This is a genomic window from Paenibacillus sp. FSL K6-1217 (genome assembly GCF_045040735.1).
Taxonomy (GTDB): domain Bacteria; phylum Bacillota; class Bacilli; order Paenibacillales; family Paenibacillaceae; genus Paenibacillus_AQ.
Genome location: NZ_CP150271.1, coordinates 750,399 through 773,678, shown reverse-complemented (window position 1 = coordinate 773,678; position 23,280 = coordinate 750,399). Strand labels below are relative to the sequence as shown.

Below are 23,280 nucleotides of genomic sequence, written 5' to 3'. Positions count from 1 at the left end.
TTATTTACCGGTTACCGGTCAGCTTCTCTCCCAGGTATACCCTGTGCTCCTGCGAAGCCGTCTGAATCCAGACCGACACTTGCTGCTTGTTGAACAGGAATTCGTTATCTATTCTGAGATAAGGGAGCTTCATCCCCTTAAAAGGTCCGTCATTGCGCAACACTGCATTTTCTGCCTTCATAATATTCTTGACCTGATCTTCGCTCAGACGCAGGAACTGTGCAGTCTCTGCAAGTGTCATCAAAGGGTGGTCCGTATCTTGCGTTCCACTCTGCACTCCGGCAGGTGTCTGCATCTCATCCCTCGCTGTAAGCCGATCGCCGATCACAAAGCTGCCCGCCACCACACACAGGCCCAGAATCAGGGCAGCTCCCAGGATGGTATATTGATTCTTCATGTACAGCATCTCCTTACTATTACTCCCCTGTCACCTATGTGTCAGTCTAAACCATAGTATTTGAAGTGTAAAGTTAACGCTAAGCAGCTCCCCCGTCAAAAAAGCGGCCCCGCCGGGAACCGGCAGGGCCAAAGTCTATTGTAAGGGGGTCATGTGTCTACTATAAGGAGTGAAGCTTAAAGCCAGATGAAAAGTACATAAAGGTTTAATGAAAATGAATAGAATACACGCTGGAAAAAGAAAAACCCTGCCGAATCACGGCGGGGTCTTCCACAAATGGTTCCACTGGGGGGTGGAGAACTTCACTATACTCCCTGAACCTTAAAAAGACATAAAGCAGGGCTGAAATTTTCCTTAAATTTACTGACATCAGATTGCTGTCTCAAGCGACCGGAATCTGATGTACGATCTGATCCAGGGTGACCTCCTGCAGCACATTCTCCATCGCCTTCTGCGCCAGGGAGAACACTGGAACAATCGCTCCTGCAATGTTCTTGCCTACCGGACACTCCGGGTTCGGATGCTCATGGACAGAGAAGAGGGAATCCTCCTCCACGGCATTCACCGCCTTATAGATCTCCAGCAGCGTAATCTCAGCTGCACTGCGGGCCAGCTTCGCTCCGGCCACACCGGGCCGGACCTCTACCAGTCCCGCCTTATTCAGCATACCCGTAAGGCGGCGGATCACCACCGGGTTCGTATTCACGCTCCCGGCGATCCATTCGGAGGTGCTTTTGCCGTCTTTGTTGCTGTCGATTAAGGTTAGAATATGAATAGCTACCGCAAACCGCGTGCTGATGTTCATGACAATCACTCCTTCACACTGGCCGGAATGCTTCCGCCAGATGCAACTATAATAGTTACATTTAGAGCAATTGTCAATCCTGTACGGAGTTTGCAGTCAACAGAACACTACTCACTGTCATACGCCTGCAAAGCCACCGGCAGAGCCTGAATCACCACATTGCCTACCGCCGGAAGGGGCAGCAGCACTGCGCTGATGATCTCCTCACGGGTCGCGCCGAGCGCTTTGGCATGCTTGACATGGAAGGGCAGTCCGCTCTCCAGCCTAACCGCCGCAAGTACGGAAATATAGGCAATCTCTTCGGTTTTGGCATCCAGGCTGCTTGCGGCATCCAGCTTCTTTACAATTTCTCCCAGGGCCTTTTGCTGCTCCGGCGCTTCCTTCATAAACGTCATGAAGGCTTGACTGACTTGAGGTACATTGTCCACTTTAATTAACCCTCCGATTCTGGAAAAAAATCCTTGCATTCCATATCATAACATCATCTTTAGTATGAGGGTTTCCTGCGTAATGCATACATTACAACTGTAAAATATTCCTATATATCTTCACGCACTGGTCAGAATAATCGGCTTGCCCTTGGTGACCACAATCGTATGTTCATACTGGGCCACGCGGCTGTTGTCAGCAACGCTGAGTGTCCAGCCATCCGCCTGCTGCTCTACAAAATCAGCGCCTGTGGACAGAAACGGCTCGATGGTAATAACCTGGCCTTCTTTCAGCACTGTCGTCACACGCGGATTATAAAAGGGCAGAATCTCAAACGGCTTCTCATGCAAAGACTTGCCGATGCCGTGGCTGCACAGGTTACGCACTACTTTATAGCCGCGCTTCCGTGCTTCCGACTCCATAACCCGGCCGATCTCGTTCACCTTCATTCCCGCCCGGAGGTGATTAATCACGCTCATCATGGTCTCTTCCGTGCTCCGGCAGAGGTGGACCAGCTTCTCATTGTACGGAGGCAGTTGAAACGATACCCCGGCATCGCCATAATAACCGTTCAGCTCGGCGGATACATCAATATTGATCAGGTCCCCGGCCTGAATCACACGTTGTCCCGGAATTCCATGTGCCACCTCTTCATTGACACTGATACAGGTGGTGCCAGGGAAGTTATAGGTTACCTTTGGAGCAGATTTTGCGCCAAAATGGTTCAGAATCTTCGCCCCCACTTCATCCAGCTCCGCTGTCGTCATTCCGGGAACTACACTTTTCTTCATCTCCGCAATGGTATGGCCTACCACTGCACCCGCTGCTTTCAGTCCCTGCATATCCTGGAGCGTCTCGCTCGTCATTCCGGCTCACATTCCTCTCGTTATCCAAGCTTCACCTTGAGTATGTATCCTACAAGTATAACAGCCTTGTTACGCAGAGTGAAATCTACGGTACGCCGCCTGCCGTTCAGCGGCTAAGGGCCTGCCAAGATAAATGTCAAAAAACCGGCCCCTGCGTTTGCAAGGACCGGTTAGCGCGGCGATTTCAATATTAAGCAATGCTCCCGCTGCTTTACATTTTAGCGGATGGCACCTACGGCCTTCATCCAGGCTTCGGCGATTAACGCATGTCCCGCCGGGGAAGGATGCACGCCATCCCCGGCCCAGAAGGCCGGCTCGGCCTTGACGGATGCCGCTGCGAACAGGCCGTCCAGCGGCACCAGCACCGCGCCGTATTCACGGGCCAGTTCACGGACCACATGGATTTTGGGGTCCAGATCCTGACGCCAGCCCTTGCGGTCTTCCGGCACCGGCAATACGAACGGCTCCACCAGCACCAGCTTGGCATCCAGATGCTGCTTGGTCCGTTCAATCAGATCGCGATACGAAGACTCGAATTCAGCCGCTGTAGTCTCCTGACCGGAATCATACCGCCGCCAGGTATCATTCACTCCAATATAAATAGACACCCAGGTTGGCTTCAGCGCAAGACAATCCCGCTCCCAGCGCTCCTGCAGATCGACCGCGCGGTTGCCGCTGATCCCGCGGTTCAGGAATGTAAGGTTCTGCTCTGCATACTGCAGTCCAAGCCGGGCGCCCGCCATCAGCGCGTAACCTACACCCAGCGATGAAGCATCGGCGTAATTGCGTCCGCAATCCGTGATACTATCCCCCTGGAACAGGATGATATCGTTCTTTTGAAATGGCATGCCTGAAATCCTCCTATGAAAACATCTGTATTATATAAACATGATCATTATAGCAAATTGACTTTCCTGCGGACACGTTTTCATTGAAAATTATTCCTTCTATTTAAATTAGAAATCCCCCTTAGGCTGCCGTAGGACAGCCCCGGGGGGATCTTAGGATAGACGATTAATACGCCAGGCTGAACAAGCCATGGATATGAGTCAAGTAACGGATATTGCTCGCTTCCTTCATCAGCGTAGCCGGCAGGCCCTTCAGCGGAGTGGAGTTGCCGCCGACAATGGCTACCCCGTCTTTGCGTCCCAGGCTGGCGAGTGTGCCGGAATTGACCGGGCTGAAGGCTTCCTGCGGTTGATCATGAAGATAAGCGAACAGATTGTAACCAATCAGTTCACCCATCTGCCAGGCGATCTGTGCCGTTGGCGGATAAGGACGTCCATCCGGCGCGAAGACAACGGCGCTGTCGCCGGCTACAAATACATTCGGATGTGAAGTGGACTGCAGGAACTCATTCACCGTGGCCCGGCCGCGGTTGACCTCAAGACCGGATTCACCAACCAGCGGATTACCCTGCACGCCGCCTGTCCAGACGAAGGTGTTCGCCACAATCTGCTGCCCGTCCTTCAGATCAATAATGTTGTCAGTCACCTTTGTAACCGGAAGGCCGGTCAGGAACTGAACCCCGCGCTTCTCGAGGCTGGCCGTAGCACGTTCAATCAGATGATCCGGCAGGACAGGGAGAATCTTTGGACCCGCTTCAACGAGCAGCAGCTTGATCTCCGCAGGATTCACTCCGTACTGCTTAGTCAGCTTAGGCAGGATGTCAGCAATTTCGCCCACCAGCTCCACGCCGGTCAGTCCGCCGCCGCCGATCAGAATCGTGGCATCCGCCGCGTTGCGTGTTTTGGAGTAGTCACGAATCCGGTCTTCAATATGCCGGCGAATCCGGAGCGCATCCGCTGCTGATTTCAGCACCATGCTGTACTCTTCAAGTCCCGGAATCCCAAAATACGCTGTTGTGCTGCCCAGACCGACCACGAGAGCATCATAGGTCAGCATGACGCCGTCCGAGAGAATAACCTGCTTGTTCTCTGCGGAGAACGAATTGACCTTGGCAATTCTCAAATCAATATCTTTACCGGCGAACAGCTTCGCCAGCGGCATGGCCACGGCCTGTTCAGACGCACTGCCCGCTGCAAGCCGGTGCAATTCCGTAATAATCTGATGTGTCGGATATTGATTGACTACTGTAATTTTGGCTTCTGCTTTGCTCATATATTGGCGTACGGTTAAGGCACTCAGCAGACCGCCGTAGCCTGCGCCCAGAATCACGATATGTTTTGACATGATTATTCCTCCATCATTAAGTAGTACGGGCTTATTTGCCCGATTGACGTTCACCGCTGACCTGCAGATAGGCATTCATGAACCGGAGCGCCTTCTGTACCTGCGGGTCCTTGATCATCTTCATCATGCCGAATACGCTGATCGTCTCGCTGCTTGCATCCGCGCGGTCTTTCGCTTCAATGGCAGTGGCCGCCAGATTCTTGGCAGAGTCCACCACAGGTCCTGCTATTTCCTTGATCGCACCAACTGTATCATTCTTCAGTACTTCATCCGTGGCTACGGACTGCACAAACTCTAGTGATTTGGATAATACACTGACCATTTGTGTGATCTGCGGCAGCTGCTCTACCAGAACCATCAGAGATTGCTGAACCTCCGGCTTCATAAGCTCTTTCAGCACATCCTCTCTGGGAAGGGCTGCTTCTGGTATTTCTTGTTCAGGCATAGTTTGGGTAACCGTTTCTGACATATCGAAGTCTCCTTTTACAAATGATATTTTTGCACAATGATATCCAAGTGAAACTATGTGACTATTATAACACTCTATTTGTTATTATTGTCACAATCTTTTTGGTTTTTCAGTATTTTTTTGTGATTTTAATCACTATCAAAGGAAACTCATCGAATCCAGCCGTTTGTTCAGGATAAATTTTCAATTTATTATGTATTTATTCATTGACGTATACTGAGAGTCGTGATATCTTAAGCAAGTAACTAAATGTAAGTTTATTAATTAATATTAGCAATTGATTTTAACTAAGCAGCATACATATGTAGATGGAGGTAATTATTTATGAGTACTTTTTCCGAATTGGTGCAGTCCCGCAGATCCGCTAATAATTTCGTGGAAGGTGTGACCATCCCGCAGAGCGAACTTGAAGAGATGTTCTCCCTGGCCCGCCTGGCTCCCTCGGCTTATAATCTTCAGCACGCACATTACAAGGTAATCAGTGATAACACGGTGAAGGAAGCGATCCGCAGTAACGCGTACGGTCAATACAAGATTCACACCGCGTCTGCTGTTATTGTGGTGCTGGGGGACAAGAATGCCTACCTGCAGGCTCCTGAAATCTATAGCGGGCTTAAGCTGCTGGGAGCGATGAGCGAGGATGCTTATGAGCAAACCATTCAATCCATTAATGCTGCTTATACCGGTAACGATGCGTTCCAGCGGGATGAAGCGATCCGCAATGCTTCGCTGTCGGCGATGCAGTTCATGCTGATTGCCAAGGATAAGGGCTGGGATACCTGCCCGATGATCGGCTTCGATCCGGAGGCTGTGAAGGCTACCCTCGGTCTCGCTGACCATTTGGTTCCGGTGATGCTGATTACCATCGGCAAGGATAACCAGCACAAGATCAGACCGCGCGGCTACCGCAAGCCGGTGAATGAGTTTGTTGAATTTATCTGATCGCAAAAAGGGTCCTCCGGCTAATAAACCGGAAGACCCTTAGCTATACCATCATGCCGTATTCTTAATCCCATACTCACCGGGCATACTGCAAAATCGCCACAGCCGCACGCTCCTGCCGCTCCACATCCGTACTGTGCAAGGCCGCTTTAAGGATAGCCAGTGCATGCGCTACCGTAGCTTCATCCACTTGAACCGAAGGGGAACCGGCGGTACTCCCGCCTTCACCAGCCTGATTCCCGAGCCACAGATCGATTCGGGCTGTGGGCAGCACTCCTGAATAGGCAGTTATTCTGCTGTCAGATGCAAGCAGCTCTGTTACAGCCGGATGAACCCCAGTGCGGGGCAGACTCTTCAGCCAGGTGACGCCGCGCCGGTGGGCCGTACTATCCTCTGTGCCGCTGTGCCGGGTATCATAGAAATAATCGCCAAGATCCCCGAGATATACCCACTCTTCATCGGCAATCAGCACATAATCTCCATCCTGCATCGCATTGACGAAGATATCCAGGGTATTCGCTGCACTTTCCAGCTCCTGCCCGTGATAGCTGGCAGCAGCCAGCTTACGAATAATCTCTTCTCTGCTGTTATGCTCCAGATCACCCACGCCGGGATAGCCTGCACATATATAATTATTCTCCAAAAAGGACTTCAGCAGCCCGCTGCCGATTTCGTCAAGCTTCATTCCATACAAGCTCATTTCCGTGTCCTTTCCCTCCTGGCAAGACTGCCGGAGTGTACGAAGCATTGAAACCATCCTTTCCATTATACAGCAAAGGCTAAGGGATTTGAATGCAGCAGATTCTAAGCAAACCGCAGAATAAGAGCGCTTACAAGACCATTCCCATAACAGGAAGTGCAAATTTAAAAATTTCGGCTTTTTACTATTTCAGGCACTGACGATATAATTCAGGTATCAGCTCAAGGAAATACACACTGCAATAAGAGCATAGGCCAGGGCAGCATCTCCGGCAGCTAATCTTAAGCAGCGCTACTCCTTGTGACTGAGACTATATCTTTGATCCTGGCATTCCTGCCTTTTAAATCTCGATCCCTGCGCGAAACGGTATGAGCTTCTTAAAGCTCACAGGCTACACCATCCAATCCTATCGTGGCAAGAGGATCAGTTAGAGCAGTATGAATGTGCAGGATAGGCAAAATTCACTGCCGCCTCGGACGATTTCTACCCGGCTGAGTACAAAGGATAGGATAAGGAGTCTGAGACTAACATGGGTATAGTGGTAACAATATAAACCTCTATTGTTGATGTACTGATCAACAATAGAGGTTTATATGTGTTTGCACAGTCTTACCGCCGCTCTAGGTTAACGCAGGCCTTCAGCCACTTTTAGCAGCATCTCTCTGGTGACTTCAGCCGATCCGGTTCCTACCTCATGCATTATATTTCTCTCCTCGTTCTCCCGCAGCTCAATCCAGCGGATGTAAGCATAATAGCCATTGCTGTTATTCTCATATGCTTGGTGAATCTCCACATACAAGGCCTCCTCAGAACCTACCTTCAGATGCTCAACCTTTGTATCCGCCCAAACATCAGACATAAGCTGTGCCCAAGGAGTGAGCGGGGAATAGGTAACGGAGATGAAATCATTCTCTCCCTTAGGACCTTGATATACCAGCTGAGGACTTACCGTCCCGGCCAACTGGTTGGGTACGTTGAAGCTCTTGATCCAGGCATAATGCGCACCGGGCTTCAGCCGTTTGGTTAGAACATTGGTGTATTTTTTAATCCAGGAATCATCGGTAATGCCCACCGTACTGTCTGATCTTCCTTCGGCAAAATGATATCCTTCCGGCAATCTGCCCGGCACGCTCAGCTCACCAGCGACAGGCTCTATAGCCTTCCTCCAGCTCTCGATATCCTTGAATATCTGCGGACGGTTAATCATACGGAGCTCTTTCATTCCGTTTGGCCTGGCAATTAACAGCATAGCCGATTCATTCACTCCAAGCTGAGACTGAATATCCGCAATCATCCGCCGGGTATTGTTGGCAAAGGCTGCCGATTCATTCCCTTCCTGCTGAATGTTCACTTCCAGCCTGGTGGCTCCATAGGTAACCTGCCATAGCCGCTCCGCACCATAGACCACGCCGCCGAATAGCATCAGTCCGCAGAGTACCAGGGCGATCCTCGCTGTCCCGCGCACGCGCACGGGCCTCCCGGTAACAGTATTTCCTCTCTGCTGCGGCTGATGGAATTGCTCAAAGCTCGCTGCTAACCGCTGCTCTAGCGGCTCCGGTATCGTTGTATGTTGTTTATACCTGTTGAACTTCTGTTTCAGTTGACTTTCGGCAGACATGTCCATTCCCCCTTCATCTCCTCTTCCTCCGTAAAAGCCGCTTGCTGCCGCAGCTTACGCAGCGCCTTGTGATGCCTCGACTTCGCAGTGCCCAGCGGTATGTCCAGGGCCGAGGCAATCTCGTCATAGCTGCATTCCCCATAGTAACGCAGGACAATTACGCTACGGAGCTTAGGCGGCAGTCCGCTGACCAGCTGCATCAGCTCTCCCTGCTGTTCCTGGACCAGAAGCTGCGCGTCCGCCCCCGGATATAGATTCTCAGCTGCATGCTCCCGGCTGCGGTTCATGAGCCGCAGCCTGCGCCAGCTCCTCCGCTTCCAATTGCTGCATTGTCTCACAATCATTCCGTTCAACCATGCCCCGAATGGCCGCTTGCCATCATACTTCGACAGACTGCGGAACAGCTCGATGTAGATTTCATTGACTACATCGGCCACATCCGCCTGCCGGTTCACCAGCAGACAGACCGTCCCGTATACCTGCTGCCTAATATTGTTATGTAGTAAGGTGAATGCTTCTTTATCTCCATTGCCCAGCCTTTGCAGACAATCCCGAAGCTCTTCTTCTGTCATCTTCCTCTCCCCTCTCTATCTTGCTTACACTCTATATTGGTCCGCTACAGGCGGAAGGTTCCCTTGCTAGGCAATTTATTACATCCTGACATATCAAAAACCGGCTGCCCATGAGTTTCGTCATGTGCAACCGGTGATTCTGCTGCCGCCGGAACCTGCCCGGCTATGCGTTAAACAGATTATAAGGGCTCATTCCCCCATATCAGATTGCCGGAGAGGTAAGCCGGAAGCTTGGCCCAATCCGCAGGAGCTGTGCCCGCTGCATTGAAGGAATAATCATCGGACTGGTTATAATTGGTCCAGTCCACCTTGGAGGCCCGCATCTGGATATCGATGCTGGCTCCCGGAGCAAGCGAGCCTGCTGCTGCTGTGAAGCCCAGCTCCAGATAATGATCCGCTCCACCTAAGGCTGACGGAAGCTTCACGAACGTTCCGGTCACATTGGCGCTTCCCGCCTGCGACCAGTCACAGAAGAAATTCTGAGCCTGCTCGCCGTCACTGGTGTAATAATATCTGAGCTTCACATCAGCGAGCGAGACCGCCGCCGTGCCGGTATTCACCAGCTTAATCCGCGGGCTGAGGGCATTGACAGCAGCAGCCGTGCTGCTATTGAACATCTGGACCTTCAGACCGCCATCCACGGGTGCAGTCGTATCGGCTATTGTAACCGCCAGGGTCTTCGCAGCTCCAGCGCTGAACTGGAAGCTCAGCGTGGTTGTTCCCACAGGCTGTGCTACCAGATAGGCCTTGTGGATCGTCACTGCCGAACCAGCGACCGTGTAATCCGTTCCGGCGGTTAACGCCGCCGGGCCATTTTTAATAGAAGCTAAAGTATTTCCGTTCAAGGTCATCGTCACTTCGATATCGCTCTGATTCCCTGTCTTCTTATCGAAGCTGGCTGTGATCGGTGTTATCGCAGAATCATTGGCCGTTGATGTCGTATCTGCCACCGTAACCGTTAAAGTCTTCGCAGCTCCGGCACTGAAATGGAAGCTCAGCGTGGTTGTTCCCACAGCCCGGGCTGCCAGATAAGACTTGTGAATCGTCACTGTGGAACCACTCACCGTATAATCTGTTCCGGCGGTTAATGCAGTTAAGCCATTGGTGATGGAAGACAGGGTATTTCCGTTCAAGGTCATCGTCACTTCAATGTCGCTCTGATTCCCTGTCTTCTTATCGAAGCTGGCTGTGACCGGTGTAATTACAGAGCCTGCCGCCGGAGGATTTACGGGATCAGCATATAAAGTTCCGCGTCCGTTGGTCCCCAGATACACCCGTCCATAGATCCGCGGATCACCTGTAATCGCCATATTAATTCTGGCATACTGATGATTATCATCATTAATCCGCACCCAGCTGGCTCCGGCGTCATCCGAACGGAAGACTCCTCTTACCCCGTCAATCTGGGCAACGGTATAGAGTGCCATATAATTCTCTCCCGGTGCGGCCTTGCCGAATCCGATCAGGTCCGCTTCTTCGACGTTGCTCAACTTCGTGAAGCTGGCACCTGAATTGGTAGAATGCCATATGCCATACTTATCCTGCTCATGTCCGCCGGCGAACCAGATATCTCCTTCAACGCCTGGCATCGCCTTAAGACTGACCTGTGCCTGGCTGGGCTGCAGGCCGTTCACGTTATTGGCAGGCAATCCGGTGGCCGCCGTAGCAGTGAAGGTAGCTCCGCTATCCGTACTGACATAGAGCTTGCCCTCATAGAAGCCATAGAATTTATTCGGATTCACCCGGTCCGAGGCAATCTTCGCTCCGGCAGGTACGCCGCTGCTTGCGGTCCAAGCATTGCCCCCGGTCTTGGAATAAAAGACCCCGATATCTGAGGTGCTCCACAGCAGCGCATTGCCGCTCGCCGATACAGCAATCTGGCCCTGGCCTACCGTGGTGCTGCCGTTTCTGGAGGGTTCCGCATTGGGCATATACCAGTTCTTGCCGTTGTCATTCGAAATCCCAATCGACTTGCTGTTCGGATACTTCTCTTTGTCCGCACCGCCGACACGGACGACATAGGCCGGGTCCAGCTCCGCATAATCAATGCCGGTGGTAGAAGCCCAGGAAGGACTGGTCTGGAACTTGACCGGTGCCGCTGTTAGATCTTCATACCGGAAGCCGGACACATCGCCAAGCGCGGTAATCAGGTGGGCACCCGCTGGCGGGCTGATCAGCCCGAGCACTGCGGTCTCTTCTACTCCTTTTGCCATCACGGATATCTTGACTTTGCCGCCGGTGTCCCAGTCTCCGAGGTTATTCGTACCGTAGATCGTAGCACCCGTGCCGTACATCATCCGGTCCGAGTTGAACGGGTCAATCTCAAGGTCCCCCATCATCCAGCCCAGCTTCGGCGCAGGATCAAGTGATGTCGATGAGAGTCCATGATCAAGCCACGGAGCCGCCGTGATGTCCATCTCGAACTTATAATTGCGTTCCGGGTAGAAGCCCCAATCCCAGATCCGGCTCCAGGTCTCCCCGCCGTCCTTACTGCGGAAGATCACCTCATCCGGCCACCAGGCATTGAGACTGGCGACCATAAGTGTATTCGGATGCTGGGCATCCAGCGCAAGTCCCCCGAAGCCGTAGAAGTTGTCGGCGCCTGTGGACGGGCTGATATTTTTCCAGATCCCGCTGGTTGTGTTATATTTCCACACCTCGCCCTTGCGTCCGTCATACGGCCCGACCCCGTCACTGTAGGTAAGGTACAGATCGCCGGTAGCGGACAGTTCCCCATGATGCGGAAGCAGGCCTACGGGCTGGCCGGGCAGTGCAGACCAGGTGGCTCCTCCGTCCGTGCTGTGGAACACACTTTTCGCGGTATCCGCTACGCCGACATAGATACTCTGGGTGGCTTGTCCCGCTGAACCTGTGCTTTTATCAAAAGTAATCCAGGACAAGCCCACGATATCACTCTGATACTCATTCGCCGGATTCTGGACATACGTCCCTACATTAGTGAAGGAGGTAACCTTGGACCAGGTCACGCCGGAGTCCACACTCTTCCACAGACCGTTGCCGCTCCGCGCCCCGAAGAACAGGATGCTGTTCTTATTCGGGTCAATCACCAGCCGTTCCCCGGCGGAACGTCCCGGCATATTGCCTCCAACCTTGAACGGAAGCGGCGTGGACTGCCAGGTATCTCCCCGGTCGCTGGAACGCATAATCTGACCATTGCCATCCCAGGAGTTCGTGTAGGTTCCGGTTGCCATATACACCTTGTCCGGGTCAACCGGATCGGTCGCCAGCGCATCTACACCGTTCTTGTTCCAGTCCGCCCAGCCGACGGTATCCGTCAGCGGAATCCAGCTCCCGTCCGCCTCATTCCAGCGGTATGCCCCGCCGATATCCGTCCGTGCATAGATCAGATCCGGCTCCGTCTGGTTGAAAATAATCCCCGGCACAAAACCGCCGCCCGCACCGGTAACCACACTGTTCCAGTTATAATCTTCACTGGCTGCGGCCTGGGTTACTGCGGGAGAAACGGTCAACAAAGAGCCTGACATCGCTGCCAGCAGGACGAGTATTCCTAGTCTTCGGGTACGTTTTCGACTCATGATCCTTACCTCCCCAAGCATACTTTGGTAACGCTTCCATTATAGAGCGGATTTCGCCCGTGCTGTGAGAGAAAATGGTTGATTATGCGGGAATTTTGTCAGCAATTAGCGCACCATTTTCACACTTGGCGAAATTGGGGATTAGGGTACTGTGTAATTGAAAAAACCTCGCAATCATTAGTCGCAAGGTGAATGGCGAGTTAACTCTCTGCAGGGGGCGGCAGCACAATCGGCTGATAACCTAGCGCAGAATCCACAATCTCCTCCGGCGTAAGCTCCGGCTCATGCCAGAAAATCAAATCACTCACGCCGGGATGAGCCACATTGCTCGCTACGATCTCCAGCCATTGGTCCAACTCCGCCTCCGTTCCTTCGGCGTTGACTATTTTGGTTACGAGTTCGATTAGTTGTTGTCGGGATAGGGACATTTCGGGAGCCTCCTTTGGTGTGTTAAATATCCATTTCAGCACGTTGTGACTATTGCACATCATCTTATTTGGGTCGGTATGGTAGTTTACCACCACTTCCACACCTAATGCGGCAACAAGGAAATCATTCGTCAGTTTGGTAGATAACAATAGGTTTGATAGTGCATCATAGAAGGGCTGGTTACGTTCATTAAGTATATCGTCTAAGTAATCTAAATGTTGCGTATTGATTGCAATACTTGTTAGATAGATTCCTTCTTCCTAAGCGGCTGCCAGCAGTCCCTGAATCATGTGGGTTTTCAAATCTTCATATTCCCAATTTCTTATTGATTCGATATGATTGATGGCAGGTGCAAAACCCTTGTCTCGCACAATTCTCAGCAACTTATCCGGGGCAATGAGGTCTCTAGAATATAGGACTATATTGAAATTAGCAGCTATTAGGATCACCTCGCTCCATAAATCTGTATTAGTCAAATTAAATGGGCCTGCTGGAGTAGCAGTTTATCATGATCGGTTAACTGCAGCTTAATTCCAGACAGCATTTTGTTAGAGAAATAAAAACCAATATTCTCTCCCACTTGTACAATCTCGTCAGGTTGACTTGCATTCAATAGGCAATAGATGCTGTTGTCTTTATAAGCCACTGTTAACTCGCCTCTCTCCTCAACAAGAAAGTCATCACCCATCCTTTCCACTGATGTTAAAGATAAAGCGGGAAGCCCGGAGGTGCTTACCTGCGGATAATTTACAAACTTATCTGAGAATGAGTCAACAAAAAATGTCAACTCATTAGGGAGCAAAACTTCTTCACTTGTATAAGTTTCCCTGCTTTTATCAAAGTAAATAATGAGAGGTTCAGCTTCATCATAAAAACACCATACCAGTCTCCCGTAATAATCCTTCACCTTATCATAGTCAAATACTATTTTCACCAAAATAAATCTATCTGATATTTTCTCCAGACTAAAGTAGCTTCTTTCTATACGTGCCCTCTTCCATAGTTTTTCTAGTCTTAATTGTATCTTCATTCCCTCCTCCTGGTTCCCTATATACATTACAGATAATCAAGCGCCAATACAGTTCCTGCAATATCCAGCTTGTAGCCTCTTTAGTATGATACCCGCATGTAATGCAACCTTGCAGGTCCGGGTGAAATGAAATGATGTTAAAGAGTTATAACCCCTCTGCGCTTTATAAAACTGCTCTATCCAATCATCGTATTTGTCCATGGTATTTATCTCCTTACTTATTTTTCAAAACATAAAGAGGGGGATTTTGGCACGATTTTAGTTAATATCGATATCCATGTCAGCTTGTATCATACTTGAAAATGAAATAACTCTCTGGCAAAAGTATATAGAAGGAATCTCACCATTCTCTATGCGTATTGATACAACCAACTTATAATTCAGATTTAGTTCTTCTTTCATCTTAATCAAAGTATTTTCTTTGCTCTCAAAAATGTCTAGTATCTTCTCCATCTGCAAATTAACATCATATGTCTCACTGTACCCGATACTGTAGAACCAACAAGTTTCTCCGCGCGATAACTCACTGGCTCTAGTAGAAAGCTTATCCCCTTTTAAATAATGTCCCTCTTCATCCAGCCCAAAAATTGTTGATACAAGTTTAGGGTCAAAGCTTTCACCTGAAATTATGAACTCGATATTCACATTCGTTTTTTGCAATTTTATTTCAAAATGACTATAGATATTCTCATCATCGATTGGCTGTATATATTCAAAATAGTTCTGTTCAAATAATCTTTTCACAACAAATTCAATTTCCTCTTTACTCACATTTTTTACTAAAACCAGATCAGGTTCTATGGAATAGTATCCATATGTTAGTGTTGCTAATTCGTAGTCCTGCTGAAGCCTTGCCATATTGTTAAATGATAAAGACCACATGGAGTGTTTAGGCTCACACGTGGTCTAACCCATTTTTTATCCTAGATGAACACTAATCAATCGGCCATGGCTCAATAGTTTTCACTGCACTTAACGGAATTAGCAGGCGTGTATCATCATGATCTTCCTCGGGCATGATAACGATAGTGTTATTGAATGAGTAAAAATTAAGATACATCCCTATTACATGTAAATTATCGAGAAATGTTATCTTAATATATTTATCTAAATAACCCTGCATAAATATTTCTTTTTCCTCCATTATAATCCTCCTATCAATAAATTAACTTTCGTCTCAAATATGCACAAAATAATGCAAATCTTGCTCCTACAAAAATTGATATAAATCAATAGAGCCAGGGACCTATAGTTTTTATTGCAGTCATAGGAATCAAAAGACGAGCATTCCCATGTCCGTTCTCAGGTACTAAAACCACAACATTGGTAGAATAGCAATAATCAACGTACGTTCCCGTCACATATAAGTTATCAAGAAATGTGATTTTAATAACTTTATTTATGTAACCACTCATAAATATATCGTTGTTATCCATTAAACCCCTCCTTCTAAATAATTGTTGGTTTTCTATCACTAAAAAAGTATATCCCTTCATTTGTCCAAATTTGAACATCATATCTAAAAGGTTTATCTCCAAAATAATTGTACAATTCAGAATTAAGATTAATAATATCCGTAAGTTCGTATTCAACATTATAAAATGTTAAATCATATATAACAACGTTTGCTTTTTGGTCCTCTATTCCGTATTTTATAGCTGTAAATGCACTACTTAGTTTAAACTTCCTACCTTCAGGAAAAGCTGTTTTTAATTCAACCTTATAATACCCTTCAACTTTAAAATCATACTGCTTAGATTCTCCCTTTGCCTCTGGATTTAAATAAACATCCTTACCCATCTCTAACAACAAATCAACGACATACCTTTCATGTTTTTGTAGATTTTTTTTATCCTTACTTCTCTCATAGGTTAGTGATCCTCTACATACTATTGTATTATCAGGATGATAATCTGAGAACGTAATCCCGAAAAATTCAAGCGCGAGATTACCATCAACTCTCATTTTAACATTACCACTTGGATCATTAAACATAAGAGGGTTATTTTCTACATACGTATACAAATTCAAACTCAGCGGATTATCAATCTGCCCCTCAACAGTATCCTCATTCAAAAACCGCCCCATACTCGGATCATAATAGCGCGCCCGCAGGTAATAGAGCCCAGTCTCCTCGTCATAAATTTCACCGGCATACTTGAAGGAGTTCGAGATTTCTTCCTTCTGACTGGTGATGTTGCCCCATTCATCGTACACATAGTTATTCACAATCTTACCCGTGGTATCTACGATCTGCACCACATCGCCATGTCCATTATATAGGTAGTAATAATCCTTGCCTGTCTTCTGTTCCTTCTTCACCAGTACCCGGTCGCCGCGTACGTAATTGGACTGTTCCGAGGCTCCGTTGCCGCTCTTCACTTCCGAGATAACTTCACCGTTGAAATTGTAGTTGTACTCTGTTTTCTTGGCACCGGTCGCTTTGGCTACACGCAGACCATTGGCATAGTAAGCGAACTCAGTCTTCTGTGTTCCCTTGGTCAGTCCGGTCAGTGTATTCTCCAAATCGTACTGATAGCTGGTCTCCGTTGATTCTGCACTCAGCGTGGCGCTGCTTTCCAGGGTCAAGCGGTTTCCGCGCACATCATAAGTATAGGCGTCACGCGCCCCATTAGATTGGTTGAGGGTCAGCAGACGGTTCAGTGCATCGTAGGTATAGGCGGTCACCCGTTCATCCTCATTTAGCCGCTTCTCAGTTACCTTTATGATGTTGCCGTTGTTGTCATAACCATAGTCGAACTTCGACAGGACCACACCGCTCTTCTCGTTCGTTACCGTTTCAACCCAGTTCAGGGCTTTGTTGTACGTATATCTCGTGACCAGACGGCTTCCATCTGCCAGCGTCGGATACGTGATTGATTCCACCAGTCCATTCGGATAATACCGATACTCTGCATTCGCTGAAGCTGCTCCATTAAGAGCAGACGCACCATTGGTCTGTACCTTCAACAACCGACTCCGATCATACTGGAAGTTGGTAGAGAACGACAGGTTTGCATCCTTAACCTGTGTATATCGGCCCATACGGTCCAGGGTGTTCGTGATATTCGCGTTGTGAACGGCTCCGTTCCAGTTCACTTCTTCATATATAGCCCGGATACGGTTCAGGCTGTCATTCCATTGTGTATGTGTCGCTTTTACCGGTCCGCCATTTTTTTCGGTGACGGTATCCCAGATGCTGCTGCCACTAATGCGGAACTTTGTCTCCAGACTTTGCTGAGCTACTGTTCCAGCGCCTGCCAATTTCACTGATTTAGGTTGTCCCCACTCATCATAGTCATAAGTAAACGACGTCCCATTCCGGTCGGTACGGGTAGCAAGCTGTCCGAGTTCATTATATGTCAGGCTTTCCCTTTGAGAAGAGGGGTCCTCTTTCATCGTCATTTGACTCAGCCCGTTGAATCCTTTGCTGAAAATCTTCTGGGCTACGCCTCCCAACGCCTGGATCGACGCCTCCTTAATCTGTCCGGTCCCGTCATAGGTGTACTGGGTGGTCTGGTTAAGCGCATCTTTAACGGATGTTAACCGTCCCAGCGCATCATACCGATAGGAAGTGGTCACTCCTTCATTGTTCCGGCTTCGGTTCGCATCGGTGTACGCCGTGATATTCCCGTCCAGATCGTATTGATAGTCTTCAGTCAGGGGCTGTGTATTCTGAGGCCAGTCTTTATACGTCACTTGCTGGGTTACATGACCTAATGGGTCATACTGCTGATGAATATAATTAAGATTTCCGCTGCCATCGGCTGGAACTAGGTAGCTGACATCCTGACGGGCCTTCAACTGGTACTCTGCGATCATGCGATTGCCGAAGGCATCCTTAGATTCATTTGGACGGCCCCAGGCATCATAGCCAACGGTCACGATATTTCCTTCCGGGTCCATCATGTATACCGGACGTCCTTGATCGTCATAATGATACTGCTTCATGACCGATACTGCACCAAAGGCATCCCAGTTACTTTCTAGAATAGGCAGTCCCAGCCCATTGTAATACGTTTCTCCGCTCGTGAACGACTGCTTGCCGGTCGCCACTTCGGTCAGTTTGGTGCTGGTTCCTACCCGCAGGGTCGGGGTACCTGCATTGAACGCATCCAGTCCGTCTGGACTATAGTACATGTAGCTGTATTCTTCAGTCCGGGTGTAGCGGCTACCATTACCGTTCAACGCTTCGGGATAAGTAATCTTGGTGGGACGACCAAGCGGATCATATTCATAGGATGTTACACGGTCCAATCCATCTGTCATCTTCCTCAGCAACCCGGTTCCCAGGTCATAGCTCATCTTGGTGATGACTTCTTGCCTGTCTCCACCGCCGGGATTCTGCATTTGACGCTGTTCGGTCGGATACGCATTTTTGCTTTCCGGCCCGTATCGGGTGATGACAGTAGCGACACACTGCCCATTGGCCCAGGTTTCAGCTTGTACCACTACAACCTTGCTGGAGTCGTAGCTATAGCTGTAGCGGGTTTCTTCCCCCATGGCATTGACGCTCTGTGCTGGACGCCCGTCTCCAGTGTAAGTATACGTCTCGCTGCGCGGTGCAACATCGGATACATTCTGATACCACGTCTTGGCACGGATAAATTGATAATTAGGCTCATAGTCATACGTAGTGGTGTAATGCTCTTTGACGGCTGCGTTGTTCAACTGTTCCCAGGTTAGCGGTGATGTCTCCTTGTGAACAGAGCCCCACTCATTGTAAACCGTTTCAGTGTACAGGTGATTCGCCGTTTGCTCACTGTCGCCTACTCCGTAATCGGATAGAGTTGTCTTTACCGGCCGATGGATAAAGGTAGGATCGAACGCAGTGTTATTGACTACTTTCTTTTCTCCATTCGGTGCTTGAGTCTCGGTCCGCAGTAGCTTGTTATCTTTATCGAATACTCTTAGCGCTGTCGTTCCATTGCTTGCTGAGTCACTGATCTGGATGACACTGGTGCTGTATTGATAACCGTCAGGGAGATGACCCGGCCATTGGGTGAAATGTTCCCCCGTATAATCTTTCCAATAGGTGTATTTATACTGGTTATAGGCTTTGAGTCCAGTATGATCGCTCCGGGAATTAATACGGAATTCTTCTACCGAATCTTCATAAGGAAGATTGCGTACGACTTTGTCGTAGCTATATTCTGAGCTTGAATTCGGAAATTGAATCTTCTTTAAGAGTGCATAGTAATTCTTGTTCTCATAGTTGCGGTTAATGCCCTGCGGATTGTATCTGGCCAACTCGTGCTGATAGTCAAAATAGATTTTATCCCCCTTTTGATTGGTCACCTTTTGCAGAAAGGGTACATAAGTTTGAAGTTCGTTGACTTTAATCGCTTGCCGGCCCTTGGTTAGCATGACTGATTCACTGGGACGTCCGTTCTCGTCGAATACTTGAATACTTACATTTTCCCCATTAAAATTGCTGTTCATCAGGTTATCTTCGTAGGTAAACTTCACTTCTCTACCTACGGAATCCACAATGGAGGAGAGCTGCCAAGAGTTCGGTCCTTCATATTTGAAGGTAATGGTATTGCCGAACCGGTCTTTGATCCCGAGTAACTTCCCATCGCGGTCGAAGTACTCTTTTCTTTTGTCGGCATATTCAATATAGTGCTTGGAGCCAATTTTACCGTTGCTGAATTCATTCTCCCAAACCGAGGTTTCCCAGATGTAGCGCTTGTCCTTGCCCTCATAATTTATCAGTTGGGTGTAGCTCGACAGTCCACCCCCATCACCGACAGGGTAGACACTACCGTTGCCATCGTGATAGTAATAGTTATAATCCCCAATCTTCTGAATGTACGGGAACTGGAAGGACCAGCCTGCTCCCAGAACAGACGAATTATATAGGCTAGTTGTCACATCGTAGCTGTTGAAGTTAGGATTATAGTCGCTGGACGTATAGAAGGCCATGGCTTCGTTGGAGCTATACCTTATTCCAATATCCAGATCCAGGCCGTCTCTTCCCGGCAGATGAATCTGATTCTGCTTCCAGCTCAGGGAGCCAGTAACGGGGTCCACGAATTCTCCCGCATTGTAACGGTCTCCATATTGAGGCTTGCCGGTCTGATTAATTTGAGCCTGCAACCGGTTTTTGGTGACGTTGTCCACATCATTATCAAAGGCTCTCATGCTCACAGCCGCAAAGCTTAAACTGTTCTTGGACACTTCCAGCGAATTATATACCTCTGAAGTTACACTTGCCGGACTCCAATCCTGTGCCTCTTCTTGATATACCTGAGAGGTTACGTTTCGCTTCAATTGAAGTGAGGAAGAAGCTGTGAATAAGGCTGGGTTGTTGTAGATGGTCTCCCAATCATAACCGGACTCTTGCTTCCAATCCCATACCTCGGGCAGATTCCAATCCGGATGGTCTTGAAACAACAGGTTCATCCAGTAAAATTCCAGCCTGGTAGCCCCCCGCAGGTCCAACTCCTTGATCACTTCGATGGATAAGTTCTTATCGGACGCCTTGGAGATATTCGCATCGGATAATCCCCGCTGCATGGAAGCTCCGTTAGCCGGTAGAAGACCTTGCTTTTCCAGCGTTTTCGCTTTTAGCTTCAGAATCTCAAGTTGGGTCGGGTCTGCCGATTCATAGGTATCTGCTACAACAGAGTTTTGGCGCAACGCCGTATCTGTGCCCTCAGCCAACGAATCATCATCAAACTGTGGCAGATCGAGAGGTGTCGGTTCCACAACCTCCTGAGTGGTCAATGGTTGACCATTATCTACAGGCTTCTGGGGATTCCTCATACTGTCCCATGGGTCGATGTCTTGTGTCTGTCCGGATTTCTGTTCTATCACTGCTTTGCTAGTTTGCGCAAACATAGGCTCATCTGGCAATATTAAAACAAAACACAGCAAGAACAATATAATTTTTTTAGATAAATCTGATATTTTCATTAGTAACTCTCCTAATCTTCGCTTTAAATAAATTTAGTTATAATGCTTCTTTCTTAATCAGTGATCCATTTCTGTCATATTTAAATGCTACAATCTTCCCATTATTCAGCAGCACATATTGAAGCCTGCCGTTAGCATCATAGAAGTAGCGTATTTGATTTTGACTCGGTATATCTATTTTCCATGCCGCTGGATTTGCAACTCTTTTCAAAGAAACTTGATCAACATCCAAATAAGCTCTCTCTTCTCCCCCTACCGCAAAACGTATTCGTATGTAACTGGTCTGATAGTTAGGAGTAATTAAAACTGAATGATAATGCCATTTCCATCCGCCGTTATTCATACTCCTCTCATACTCGGTAACAACACTATCATTGCTATCCACTTCAATAATTGTTATTTCCGCCCTTCCTTCTGGTAAGGTATACCTCATAAAGGCACTCATATCATAAGAATATCCACTACTAACTGGAATAGGATCTGACAGCGCATAAACAAAGGATTGCGGATCTCCCGTCCCACTGTACATTCTTAAATGGGAGGTCCCTTCAATAGGCTCATAACCTGGTTTTGAGACACTGGATTGACTACTCGTTCCATTTCTCCATGCTGATTCCCAAAAATCCGGTAGATTATTGTTATTCAGATCATCTTCGAAGCTCTCGTTAATTTCAATAGAATCAATATTGACCTTATCGATATCTAAATAGGCTTTTTCTTCTCCGCCTACTTCAAAGCGGATTTGTATGTATTCTGTATTGTCCTTGGGGGCTAGATATATGGTAATATCATGCCATTGCCATCCGCCGTTAGAGAAGGAACGATTGGATTCATATACAATATTCTTATAGCGGTCAGTTTCGATGATCGTTATGCTTGCTCTTCCAACAGGGAGAGTATATCTCATAAAAGCATTAATTTTGTACAAATGGTCTTTTTCGATAGTAACCGGATTCGATAAAGCATACATATATGAATTCTTATCTCCACTACCATTGTATAATCTGAAATGATATTTTCCTTCAATGGGTTCGAAACTTTCTTTTGAAGCGCTGGAGCCGACGCTAGTTCCATTTCTCCAAACGGTTTCCCAAAAATCAGGAAGGTTATTGTTGTTCTGATCCTGTTCAAACCCTCCATTGATATTCTCATTAATGGGATAAGCATAAGCATGACTAGCACCTAAAGTTAATAAAAATAGAAATATCAAGAAGATCCTTCTCAAAGAAAAACACACTCCTATCTAGAATTAAGTATTAAATAATAACTGTTCCCTAATCAATATATTTGATTAATCTCCACCTTTGCGAGCTTGTTCCGTTATCCTCATATATTTGGAGGGGCGTACCGTTTTCATTATTTCCATTTGTAATATCAAGCAATTTATTACTGTTTACATTGATGAAACTAATTGATCCATCTGCATTCTCTTTGAATTTCCACTGTTGAGCGGTTGTACCGTTCTCCGTCCAAATTTGAATAGCAGAACCATTAGTTGTACCTCCACCATTCACATCCAGTGCCTTGCCGCTAATCACATTGATTAACTTATAGTTATTGCCCCCAGTATCATAGACTCTCCATCTTTGGGATGCGGTGTCGTTACGGGTCCATATCTGAATAGGAGTACCGTCAGTAGTATTTCCCCCTGTCACATCCAAGGCTTTTCCATTACCAGCATTTAATATTTTGTATTCTGCTCCATTACTAATCGTTTTAATGAGTCTCCACTTCTGAGCAGTTGTTCCGTTAGAGGCCCATATCTGTACTGGGGTTCCATTCGCTGTATCACCATTTGCAACATCGAGAGCTTTATCGCTATGTATATTTATTAGTTCAAATGAACCGTCCCCTTGTTCAACTACACGCCATACCTGAGCTGCGGTTCCATTATCGTTCCATATCTGAACCCTTGTCCCGTTGGAAGTTTCTCCACCTGCTACATCTAGTGCCTTCCCACTATTAACATTGATCACCTTAAAAGAGTTGTTTTCTGCATAACATAGCAACCATCGCTGTGCATCTGTCCCGTTATCTGTTTCAATTTGAATTTTGGTCCCGTTCACAGTATTTCCAGCGTACACATCTAGTGCTTTATTGCTATTCACATTCAACAGTTTGTATTCAGATGGTTTACAATTTAGATTTTTCCTTCCAATTAAATTGCCGTTGTTATCATACTGAAAATTCATATACTTCTCTTCTGATATTCGTATTAGATTTAACCCACCTGTTCTGGAATAGGTGTATTTCATTGCTATGGCAGTCTGAGAGTTAATAAATAAAGCAAATACTAAAAAAACTAATGCAATTTTTTTCATAAGTTATCTCCCCATCCATTGAATTGTGCAATTG

21 protein-coding genes are annotated in these 23,280 nt (G+C 47.7%); 1 reads left to right on the top strand and 20 read right to left on the bottom strand.

Going from position 1 to position 23,280, the window contains the following annotated elements:
• Positions 1-4: 4 nt before the first annotated feature.
• The 7 genes from MHH28_RS03140 to MHH28_RS03110 all read right to left on the bottom strand — a co-directional run bounded on the left by MHH28_RS03140 (position 5) and on the right by MHH28_RS03110 (position 5,159).
• Complete coding sequence (locus MHH28_RS03140; protein WP_405111674.1) at positions 5-397, bottom strand: hypothetical protein; 393 nt, start codon at positions 395-397, stop codon at positions 5-7.
• Between the two features lie 382 nt (positions 398-779).
• Positions 780-1,202 carry an Rrf2 family transcriptional regulator gene (locus MHH28_RS03135; RefSeq protein WP_405111671.1) on the bottom strand — a complete coding sequence of 141 codons (423 nt, stop codon included), beginning with the start codon at positions 1,200-1,202 and terminating at the stop codon, positions 780-782.
• A 107-nt stretch (positions 1,203-1,309) separates the two neighbouring features.
• Complete coding sequence (locus MHH28_RS03130) at positions 1,310-1,597, bottom strand: carboxymuconolactone decarboxylase family protein (protein ID WP_405111668.1); 288 nt, start codon at positions 1,595-1,597, stop codon at positions 1,310-1,312.
• Positions 1,598-1,750: 153 nt separating this feature from the next.
• Positions 1,751-2,497 (bottom strand): type I methionyl aminopeptidase, encoded by a 747-nt coding sequence (map, locus tag MHH28_RS03125; protein WP_405111665.1) that lies wholly within the window; start codon positions 2,495-2,497, stop codon positions 1,751-1,753.
• 218 nt (positions 2,498-2,715) lie between these two features.
• Positions 2,716-3,345 (bottom strand): SGNH/GDSL hydrolase family protein, encoded by a 630-nt coding sequence (locus MHH28_RS03120; RefSeq protein WP_405111662.1) that lies wholly within the window; start codon positions 3,343-3,345, stop codon positions 2,716-2,718.
• 166 nt (positions 3,346-3,511) lie between these two features.
• Positions 3,512-4,690, bottom strand: a complete 1,179-nt coding sequence (locus MHH28_RS03115; protein WP_405111659.1) for an NAD(P)/FAD-dependent oxidoreductase — start codon at positions 4,688-4,690, stop codon at positions 3,512-3,514.
• A gap of 31 nt (positions 4,691-4,721) precedes the next feature.
• Positions 4,722-5,159, bottom strand: coding sequence for a DUF1641 domain-containing protein (locus tag MHH28_RS03110; protein WP_405111656.1), 438 nt, complete (start codon positions 5,157-5,159; stop codon positions 4,722-4,724).
• A gap of 324 nt (positions 5,160-5,483) precedes the next feature.
• On the opposite strand from MHH28_RS03110, the gene MHH28_RS03105 reads away from it, so the two are divergent.
• Positions 5,484-6,101 (top strand): nitroreductase family protein, encoded by a 618-nt coding sequence (locus tag MHH28_RS03105; protein ID WP_405111653.1) that lies wholly within the window; start codon positions 5,484-5,486, stop codon positions 6,099-6,101.
• 76 nt (positions 6,102-6,177) lie between these two features.
• Here the strand turns inward: MHH28_RS03105 and MHH28_RS03100 are convergent, their stop codons facing one another.
• The 13 genes from MHH28_RS03100 to MHH28_RS03040 form a co-directional block, all read right to left on the bottom strand.
• Positions 6,178-6,786 (bottom strand): hypothetical protein, encoded by a 609-nt coding sequence (locus tag MHH28_RS03100; protein WP_405111651.1) that lies wholly within the window; start codon positions 6,784-6,786, stop codon positions 6,178-6,180.
• 640 nt (positions 6,787-7,426) lie between these two features.
• Entirely contained in the window at positions 7,427-8,419 is a 993-nt protein-coding gene (locus MHH28_RS03095; RefSeq protein ID WP_405111648.1) for a hypothetical protein, read from the bottom strand.
• Positions 8,398-8,991, bottom strand: a complete 594-nt coding sequence (locus MHH28_RS03090; RefSeq protein WP_405111645.1) for a sigma-70 family RNA polymerase sigma factor — start codon at positions 8,989-8,991, stop codon at positions 8,398-8,400. Before MHH28_RS03090 ends, MHH28_RS03095 begins: the two co-directional genes overlap by 22 nt.
• 179 nt (positions 8,992-9,170) lie before the next feature.
• Positions 9,171-12,548, bottom strand: a complete 3,378-nt coding sequence (locus MHH28_RS03085; protein WP_405111642.1) for a X2-like carbohydrate binding domain-containing protein — start codon at positions 12,546-12,548, stop codon at positions 9,171-9,173.
• A 200-nt stretch (positions 12,549-12,748) separates the two neighbouring features.
• The gene (locus MHH28_RS03080; protein ID WP_405111639.1) at positions 12,749-12,976 is read right to left on the bottom strand and encodes a hypothetical protein; all 228 of its coding nucleotides are present in this window, start codon (positions 12,974-12,976) and stop codon (positions 12,749-12,751) included.
• A 261-nt stretch (positions 12,977-13,237) separates the two neighbouring features.
• Entirely contained in the window at positions 13,238-13,453 is a 216-nt protein-coding gene (locus MHH28_RS03075) for a hypothetical protein (protein WP_405111636.1), read from the bottom strand.
• The gene (locus MHH28_RS03070) at positions 13,450-14,007 is read right to left on the bottom strand and encodes a hypothetical protein (RefSeq protein ID WP_405111633.1); all 558 of its coding nucleotides are present in this window, start codon (positions 14,005-14,007) and stop codon (positions 13,450-13,452) included. Before MHH28_RS03070 ends, MHH28_RS03075 begins: the two co-directional genes overlap by 4 nt.
• A 258-nt stretch (positions 14,008-14,265) precedes the next feature.
• Entirely contained in the window at positions 14,266-14,889 is a 624-nt protein-coding gene (locus MHH28_RS03065) for a DUF4279 domain-containing protein (RefSeq protein WP_405111631.1), read from the bottom strand.
• A gap of 52 nt (positions 14,890-14,941) precedes the next feature.
• On the bottom strand, positions 14,942-15,151 hold the full coding sequence (locus MHH28_RS03060; protein ID WP_405111628.1) for a hypothetical protein: 210 nt from the start codon (positions 15,149-15,151) through the stop codon (positions 14,942-14,944).
• A gap of 85 nt (positions 15,152-15,236) precedes the next feature.
• The gene (locus MHH28_RS03055; RefSeq protein WP_405111626.1) at positions 15,237-15,443 is read right to left on the bottom strand and encodes a hypothetical protein; all 207 of its coding nucleotides are present in this window, start codon (positions 15,441-15,443) and stop codon (positions 15,237-15,239) included.
• Positions 15,444-15,456: 13 nt separating this feature from the next.
• Positions 15,457-20,925 (bottom strand): RHS repeat domain-containing protein, encoded by a 5,469-nt coding sequence (locus MHH28_RS03050; RefSeq protein WP_405111623.1) that lies wholly within the window; start codon positions 20,923-20,925, stop codon positions 15,457-15,459.
• Positions 20,926-20,962: 37 nt separating this feature from the next.
• Positions 20,963-22,135 (bottom strand): hypothetical protein, encoded by a 1,173-nt coding sequence (locus tag MHH28_RS03045; RefSeq protein WP_405111621.1) that lies wholly within the window; start codon positions 22,133-22,135, stop codon positions 20,963-20,965.
• Positions 22,136-22,199: 64 nt separating this feature from the next.
• Positions 22,200-23,246, bottom strand: coding sequence for an RICIN domain-containing protein (locus tag MHH28_RS03040; protein ID WP_405111618.1), 1,047 nt, complete (start codon positions 23,244-23,246; stop codon positions 22,200-22,202).
• Positions 23,247-23,280: the final 34 nt, after the last annotated feature.

Bases quoted from the DNA above. Each gene is read 5' to 3' on its own strand.
- MHH28_RS03065 (WP_405111631.1), bottom strand. From the start codon at position 14,889: ATGTGGTCTTTATCATTTAACAATATGGCAAGGCTTCAGCAGGACTAC.
- MHH28_RS03040 (WP_405111618.1), bottom strand. From the start codon at position 23,246: ATGAAAAAAATTGCATTAGTTTTTTTAGTATTTGCTTTATTTATTAAC.
- MHH28_RS03055 (WP_405111626.1), bottom strand. From the start codon at position 15,443: ATGGATAACAACGATATATTTATGAGTGGTTACATAAATAAAGTTATT.
- MHH28_RS03070 (WP_405111633.1), bottom strand. From the start codon at position 14,007: ATGAAGATACAATTAAGACTAGAAAAACTATGGAAGAGGGCACGTATA.
- MHH28_RS03090 (WP_405111645.1), bottom strand. From the start codon at position 8,991: ATGACAGAAGAAGAGCTTCGGGATTGTCTGCAAAGGCTGGGCAATGGA.
- MHH28_RS03110 (WP_405111656.1), bottom strand. From the start codon at position 5,159: ATGTCAGAAACGGTTACCCAAACTATGCCTGAACAAGAAATACCAGAA.
- MHH28_RS03085 (WP_405111642.1), bottom strand. From the start codon at position 12,548: ATGAGTCGAAAACGTACCCGAAGACTAGGAATACTCGTCCTGCTGGCA.
- MHH28_RS03140 (WP_405111674.1), bottom strand. From the start codon at position 397: ATGAAGAATCAATATACCATCCTGGGAGCTGCCCTGATTCTGGGCCTG.
- MHH28_RS03115 (WP_405111659.1), bottom strand. From the start codon at position 4,690: ATGTCAAAACATATCGTGATTCTGGGCGCAGGCTACGGCGGTCTGCTG.
- MHH28_RS03105 (WP_405111653.1), top strand. From the start codon at position 5,484: ATGAGTACTTTTTCCGAATTGGTGCAGTCCCGCAGATCCGCTAATAAT.
- MHH28_RS03080 (WP_405111639.1), bottom strand. From the start codon at position 12,976: ATGTCCCTATCCCGACAACAACTAATCGAACTCGTAACCAAAATAGTC.
- MHH28_RS03100 (WP_405111651.1), bottom strand. From the start codon at position 6,786: ATGAAGCTTGACGAAATCGGCAGCGGGCTGCTGAAGTCCTTTTTGGAG.
- MHH28_RS03050 (WP_405111623.1), bottom strand. From the start codon at position 20,925: ATGAAAATATCAGATTTATCTAAAAAAATTATATTGTTCTTGCTGTGT.
- MHH28_RS03135 (WP_405111671.1), bottom strand. From the start codon at position 1,202: ATGAACATCAGCACGCGGTTTGCGGTAGCTATTCATATTCTAACCTTA.
- map (WP_405111665.1), bottom strand. From the start codon at position 2,497: ATGACGAGCGAGACGCTCCAGGATATGCAGGGACTGAAAGCAGCGGGT.
- MHH28_RS03095 (WP_405111648.1), bottom strand. From the start codon at position 8,419: ATGTCTGCCGAAAGTCAACTGAAACAGAAGTTCAACAGGTATAAACAA.
- MHH28_RS03060 (WP_405111628.1), bottom strand. From the start codon at position 15,151: ATGGAGGAAAAAGAAATATTTATGCAGGGTTATTTAGATAAATATATT.
- MHH28_RS03130 (WP_405111668.1), bottom strand. From the start codon at position 1,597: ATGACGTTTATGAAGGAAGCGCCGGAGCAGCAAAAGGCCCTGGGAGAA.
- MHH28_RS03120 (WP_405111662.1), bottom strand. From the start codon at position 3,345: ATGCCATTTCAAAAGAACGATATCATCCTGTTCCAGGGGGATAGTATC.